General features: G+C 39.5%; 6 protein-coding genes and 1 pseudogene. 5 read left to right on the top strand and 2 right to left on the bottom strand.

Annotation, left to right across the window (positions count from 1 at the left end):
• Positions 1-343: 343 nt before the first annotated feature.
• The 5 genes and pseudogenes from BHE89_RS06510 (at position 344) to BHE89_RS06490 (ending at position 5,203) form a co-directional block, all read left to right on the top strand.
• A pseudogene (locus BHE89_RS06510) lies at positions 344-1,931 on the top strand (ABC transporter substrate-binding protein).
• Positions 1,916-2,899 (top strand): ABC transporter permease, encoded by a 984-nt coding sequence (locus tag BHE89_RS06505; RefSeq protein WP_074454108.1) that lies wholly within the window; start codon positions 1,916-1,918, stop codon positions 2,897-2,899. Before BHE89_RS06510 ends, BHE89_RS06505 begins: the two are co-directional and overlap by 16 nt.
• Positions 2,896-3,708, top strand: a complete 813-nt coding sequence (locus BHE89_RS06500) for an ABC transporter permease (RefSeq protein ID WP_069369744.1) — start codon at positions 2,896-2,898, stop codon at positions 3,706-3,708. The genes BHE89_RS06505 and BHE89_RS06500 overlap by 4 nt, the downstream gene beginning before the upstream one ends.
• A complete protein-coding gene (locus BHE89_RS06495) occupies positions 3,702-4,499 on the top strand; it encodes an ATP-binding cassette domain-containing protein (protein ID WP_069369743.1) in 798 nt (265 codons plus the stop codon). Before BHE89_RS06500 ends, BHE89_RS06495 begins: the two co-directional genes overlap by 7 nt.
• 59 nt (positions 4,500-4,558) lie before the next feature.
• Positions 4,559-5,203 carry an ATP-binding cassette domain-containing protein gene (locus BHE89_RS06490; RefSeq protein ID WP_069369742.1) on the top strand — a complete coding sequence of 215 codons (645 nt, stop codon included), beginning with the start codon at positions 4,559-4,561 and terminating at the stop codon, positions 5,201-5,203.
• Positions 5,204-5,279: 76 nt separating this feature from the next.
• Here the strand turns inward: BHE89_RS06490 and BHE89_RS06485 are convergent, their stop codons facing one another.
• Both BHE89_RS06485 and BHE89_RS23710 read right to left on the bottom strand, forming a co-directional pair.
• On the bottom strand, positions 5,280-6,167 hold the full coding sequence (locus BHE89_RS06485; RefSeq protein ID WP_286145949.1) for an autotransporter outer membrane beta-barrel domain-containing protein: 888 nt from the start codon (positions 6,165-6,167) through the stop codon (positions 5,280-5,282).
• 439 nt (positions 6,168-6,606) lie between these two features.
• The coding region (locus BHE89_RS23710; RefSeq protein ID WP_171742471.1) for a hypothetical protein at positions 6,607-6,839 on the bottom strand (233 nt) is incomplete at its 5' end.

Below are 6,839 nucleotides of genomic sequence, written 5' to 3'. Positions count from 1 at the left end.
GTTTTCGTTAAAAAGTCACTTTATTTCGTTTTACGCTCACTAATAAATTCAATGATAAATATATAACTTATTTATTAGAAAAAATACTGTGCACTGACTAGAAGTTTGCCATAATGAGTATTACTGCTTAATAAAAAGTTTATGTAAAAATCAATAAAACTGTTGAATATTATTCGAGTAGTTAAATAAAAAAAACTTATTATGATGACACGAGTTTAATCTTTATCTGCATTAAGTTGCAGAACGTCATAATTATTATTGTTATTTATCTTGCTTCAGCCTCTTCATCTTATTGAGATAGAGATTGATGATAAGTCGTATCTAAAAAATCGGAGAATGTTTTATGTCTATTCGGTTTGGTTGGCGTCAATCATTAGTAACGTTAACTTGCTTAGCCGCGTTAAGTGCCCCTTTTGCAACCTCTGCTCAAACATTAAAATTAGCTATTGGTGAAGAGCCAACAGAAGGCTTCGACCCAATGCTGGGTTGGAGTCATGGCAGCTATTTACTTCTCCATAGCCCATTATTAAAGCAAAATGCGGATCTCTCTTGGTATAGCAATATGTTAAGTGACTATCAGCCAAGTGAAGATGGTAAAACATGGAAATTAACGTTAAAGCCAGATTTAAAATTCTCTGATGGCTTACCACTTACAGCAAAAGATATCGTATTTACCTATAACAATGCGGCTGCAAGTGGCGGTAAAGTTGATATGGGAAACTTCCTTTCTGCAAAAGCAGATGATGACTTACATGTCACTATTACGCTAAAAGCACCACAAAGTACTTTTGTTAACGTACTGGGTTCGCTAGGTATCGTTTCAGCTGATAAATATGATGAAAAAACCTACGCACAAAAGCCCATTGGTGCAGGTCCTTATCGCATGGTAAGTTTTCAACCTGGTCAACAATTAATTGTTGAAGCTAACCCTTATTATGCGGGTAAGAAAAACGATTTTGAAAAACTCATTTTTGTTTTCCTCGATGAAGATGCTGCTTTTGCTGCTGCTCAAAGTGGGCAGTTAGGTATTGTGCGTATTCCTCCTGCAACGGCTGCAATAGCTAAACATTTACCCAATACCAAATTGTGGGAAAGACCAAGTGTTGAAAACCGTGGTATCGTTTTTCCAATGGTAAAATCAGGTGAAAAAAACGCCCAAGGGTATGATATTGGTAATGATATCACCGCAGATATCGCTATTCGTAAAGCGATTAACTATGCCCTTGACCGCAAACTCTTATCAGAGCAAGTGCTTGATGGTTATGCCGTTCCGGCATATACCGGCGTAAAAGGTTTGCCTTGGGATCAAACTGATGCTGCCTTTAAAGATGGTGATGTTGAAAAAGCGAAGCAAATTCTTGAAGATGCAGGCTGGAAACTGAATAAAAGTGGTATTCGCGAAAAAGACGGTTTAGAAGCCAAACTTACCTTATGGTATACCAGTGGTGATGCAACTCGTCGCGATTTAGCCGAATCAATTCGTGCGCTAGTGCAACCTATTGGTATTCAAATGGATCTTAAATCAGGGAGTTGGGATACAGTAGAGCGCTATATGCACTCAAATCCAACTTTATTTGGTTGGGGGAGCCTTGATCCTATGGAGTTATATCATCACTACAGCGAAAATGCGGCTGGCGTTGGTTATTATAATCCAGGTTATTACAAAAAATCCTGAGGTCGAAAAAACACTTGCAAGCTGCCCTCGATGCTCATACATGGCAAGAAGCCGTTCCTCATTGGAAAGCGGTTGAGTGGGATGGTAAAAAACGGCGTGGGTGTAAAAAGGTGATGCAGCTTGGGCTTGGTTAATGAATGTGCAACACACTTACCTTACTAACCCTTGTGTTGATTTGGGTACCGGAACACCTGAAATTCATGGTTCATGGTCATTATTAAATAGTGTAGATACTTGGAAGTGGACTTGTCAGTAATACGTCAAAGTGCAGGTTTTTTCCTGCGATTACTCTGCCTGCTGTTGGTGACAACAGCAGGTGTTTTTATTTTATTAAGTTTTTCACCGATCGATCCCATTAAGGCTTATATCGGTAGTGACCTACTGAATGTTCCTCCTGAGCAATACCCTTTAATTGCCGCACGTTGGGGAATTGACCAGCCGTTATGGATGCGATTTTGGCTTTGGTTTAGCCAAATCATTCAAGGCGATTTTGGTTATTCTATGTTGTATAACATGCCTGTTATTGATGTTATTCGTGAACGTGCAGGACCTTCGTTTATCTTACTTTTTTCTGCGTGGGTGTTTTCAGGTGTTATTGGTGTTGTGATGGGATTGGTTGCAGGTCGATATCTTAATCGTTGGCCTGATAGAATGATTTCTACTTTATCTTATTTATTAGCTGCATTACCGACGTTCTGGGTGGGATTGCTGCTGTTATCTCTGTTTTCTGTCACTTTGCATTGGGCGCCAATTTGTTGTGCGTGGCCGATGGGAAGTAGTGCCGAAACAGCAACGTTAAGTCAGCGTTTTTCTCATCTTCTCTTACCTATGATTGCGCTTGGATTATTAGGTACCGGAAATATCGCACTACACACTCGCGCTAAAGTCGCTGAGGTAATGGGCAGTGAATTTATCCATTTTGCGAAAGCACAAGGTGATAAAGGGTGGGCTATGATGCTATTTCATGTTCTACGTCATGCCATTACTCCTGCACTTTGCTTACAGTTTGCATCTATTGGTGAATTACTCGGTGGCTCTCTTTTGGCTGAGAAAGTGTTTGCTTATCCCGGTTTAGGGCAAGCCACGGTTGATGCGGGATTACGTGGCGATATTCCATTATTAATGGGTATTGTGGTTTTTAGCACTATTTTAATTTTCTTTGGTAATAGCATTTCTAATGGGCTATTAAGACGGATTAATAAAGGAATTTTGCGAGACTTATGATTTACGATCCGAACAAGCCTTTATTGAAACTTCTCTTTGTGACCCTGGCTTTGATTGGGTTAGTGGCTTACGGTTTTTCTATTTCTCATACTGATATTGCAATGGATTTTTTGGCAAGAAATCAAGCGCCTTCAGAGCAATATTGGTTTGGCACGGATAATCTTGGCCGCTCTTTGTGGTTACGTTGTTTTCAAGGAATGTTAAGTAGCTTAAATATTGGTGTAACAAGCGCAGTTGTTAGCGGTGCTATTGCATTAATTTTCGCGGGTATCTCTTCCATTAATCGTTATTGTGATTTTTTTGTCAGAGGCGTTGTTGATGCGTTATTGGCATTACCTCACTTATTACTATTGATTTTGATCTGTTTTACGTTAGGTGGGGGGCAACAAGGAGTTATTTGGGCAGTGGCATTAACACATTGGCCTAAATTGGCGTTGATTTTACGCGGTGAAATTCAACGTATTAGAGAAGCTGATTATGTGATGTTATCGCGTCGCATTGGTAATACGCCTTTTGAGTGCGTGAAAAAACACTATATCCCCATGTTATTACCTCAGTGGATTGTGGGAACCTTGTTAATGTTTCCTCATGCAGTTTTACATAGCGCGGCATTGAGTTTCCTTGGTTTTGGTCAGGCAGCTCATGAACCTTCACTCGGCTTATTACTGGCAGATGCACTACGTTATTTAAGTACAGGCTCTTGGTGGATGGTGGTGTTTCCGGGGTTAATTTTGATGTGCTTAGTCTTGATTTTCGATCAATTTGCTAAATCAATGCAACAATTATGGCTAAGAGGGGCAGGATGTTAAGTTTTGAACAGCTTTCCATTGATATTGCACAATTTCGTTGGTTAGGAAAACGCAATTGGCAGCCGTTGCTAAAATCAATCTCATTGGATATTAAGCCTGGAAAAATGCTGGCATTAGTGGGAGGCAGTGGTGAAGGTAAAAGCCTGTTATTACAAAGTGCGCTAGGACTTTTGCCTGCGAATATGCGAGTTCGTGGCGCGATTAAACTGAATGGCTATACACTAAGTGAACGGGAACTTATTGCTTATCGTGGGAATACTTTTTGTTATATTCCTCAAGGTGTCAGTGCTCTCAATCCATTGATCTGCATCGGTGATCAATTAAGTCGCTCTGCACGTTTAAGTGGTGCCAATGTCACATCTGAGGATATCGTGCAACAGTTAGGGCTTTATCATCTTTCAGGTTCATTGGTAAAAACCTATCCAGCAAAACTGTCTGGTGGAATGGCAAAACGTGTATTAGCCTGTAATGCGACACTCTCTAATGCACACTATATTTTGGCTGATGAAATCACCTCGTGGCTTGATGATGAACATGCGTGTTTGTTATTAGGGCATTTAAGAGAATTATGCAATCAAGGTAAATCAGTGCTTTGGGTTACGCATGATTTAGCCTTAGCTGCACGGTTTGCAGATACCATAGCGGTGCTTAATCAGGGGGAGGTTAACGAAATTATTCCAGCTAATTTACTTAATCGTCATGAAGGTAGTGAATGGTTGAAGACACTTTGGAATGCATTACCTGAACAACAATTTATAAATACAAAAGACGCATCACTTAATCCCTTATAATAGGGTGTTCTTAAGTTTTATTTTTATACATTTTATTTGTTATTTCTGGAGTTATCTTTATGCCACTTTTAGCGTTAAAACAATTATCTGTGGAACAAGCAGGTAAAGTGTTATGGCAAGATCTCTCCTTTACGTTAGATGCGGGAGAGCGACTTGGTATTTCAGCACCAAGTGGCGCGGGGAAAACGACATTAGGTCGTGTTTTAGCTCAATGGCAACCTCCCACTCAAGGTTCAATTCTTGTTAATGGTAACCCGTTGTCTAAAAAGGGTTATTGCCCGATTCAATTAGTTCCTCAACATCCTGATAAATGTTTTAATCCATTCCGAACAACGGGTGATAGCGTTCGTGATGCTTGGTCGCCAGATAAAAGTTGGCTTGAAAAATTGAGAATAAAATCAGAATGGTTAACACGTAGACCGAATGAACTATCGGGCGGAGAGCTGGCGCGCATTGCATTATTAAGGGCGCTCGATCCACGCACTCAAATATTGATTGCAGATGAAGTGACGGCACAGTTGGATGCACAAATTCAAGCTGAAATTTGGAAAGTGTTAATCGATGAAAGTCAAAGACGGCCTTTAAGCTTGATTATCTTTAGCCACAATAAAGCATTACTTGAGAAAGTATCGACGAAAGTATGGTGGGTTGATCAAGAAAAAAACAGCTCTATTATGTCAAATTCGAATTCTTCAATCGGTTAATAAAAAAAGCTTCCTATATCTTCTATAGGAAGCCAAGTAATACAACAAAATTAACCCTAAATATAACAATAAGGAATTAGAAACGATAAGTGTAGCTAATGCCAAACTGCATATCGTGATTGCGATATGTGGTCATTTCCCAGTTTGTTGATGTGTTAATGGAAGACCGTTTATCAAACTGATAAGTTAATCCAATATTAGCAAATGGACGTTGTTTTAACGGTTTCTTATGTTCTGAATAATCGATATTTTGTTGACCTAAATAATCAATATGGCTACGGAAATCGCCTTGATGATGTGATAGATCCCATAATAAACCCGCTTTAGTATGTAAGATGAAAGATGAGCCTAATAAGTAGTCCATACCTAATCCCATTTTGGCTAACAGTGAGTGCGTTTTAAGAGCATCATAATGTGCTGCAAATTGCGCATTTTGAGTTTCACTATAAGCTGAACGTGAGATTTGGTTAAAAGTAAGTCCTGCAAATGGCGTTAGTAATAAACTATCCGCTAGCGCATAAGGGTAATAACCTTGTAAATCAATATGATACCCTGAAACCCTTGCGTTGCCTTTACCTGCTTCTGTATTATCTAATACCGGCCTTTCAATCGACACCTTACGATTTAAATAGGCTCCTTTTAAGGATAAGTGTAAGGCATGGCTCTCTAATTCAGCATTGAGTGACGGTATTAAATCTAAACTAAAACCAATTAAAGGTAATGCGTAACCTTGATATTGATAGCCTTTAGGTAATGAAGAATAGGCATCAGTATCAATGGCAAGCCCTACAACTAAAGGAATTTGGTTAATATCAAAACGATAAGCACCACTTAGTCCGGTTTGTGTCGCATTGGCTTTATTGACGTTTTGATAGTGTGCAAAGCCACTAATACAGGCGCTTTCCGTACCCACAGAACAAGTTGCAGAAGCTAAATAACGCAGCTGTCCTTGTTGCATATCCATAAGTTTATAGCCGTTTTCAGCCATTAATTGCATGGATTTATGGGTGTTTTCAATATCAATAGGTTTGCTAATAATAATAGATGGTTTAGTCGTTTCTTTCTCTTTTGCCTTTTCTTTAGCGCGTTGTGCGAGTTCATCTTCTACAGGGATAAGTTCTTTAACTTTGACTTTATCTGCATCTGTGCGCTCTTTGTCGAGGCGTTCTTGTTCGGCTTTATCGGCTTTGGTTTTATCGGCATCAGCGCGCTCTTTGGCTAGGCGATCTTGCTCGGCTTTATCGGCTTTGGCTTTATCTGCGCGTTCTTTATCGAGGCGTTCTTGTTTGGCAATCTCGGCTAAACGCTCTTTTTCAGCTTGTTCTTGCTGTTTGGCAATCTCGGCTAAGCGCTCTTTTTCAGCTTGTTCTTGCTGTTTGGCAATCTCGGCTAAGCGCTCTTTTTCAGCTTTGCTCTTTTTGTTTGGCGATTTCGGCTAAGCGCTCTTTCTCTATTGTTGTTTTATCTTGATCCTCTTTATTTTTATCTATTGCTATGCCTTGTTGTATATCAAGCGCTTCTTTGTATACGTTGTATTGATATTCGCTGGCTTTTAATTCTGGTGTTAATGCTAATGTTTCGAAATTATTTAAAGTATTTTGTATATTATCGAGTTCAGTTTTTGCTAATTCCTCGG

Source organism: Shigella sp. FC1967 (assembly GCF_001743005.1).
Lineage (GTDB): Bacteria > Pseudomonadota > Gammaproteobacteria > Enterobacterales > Enterobacteriaceae > Proteus.
The sequence above is the reverse complement of the archived record's forward strand: the minus strand, read 5'-3'. Positions and strand labels throughout refer to the sequence as shown.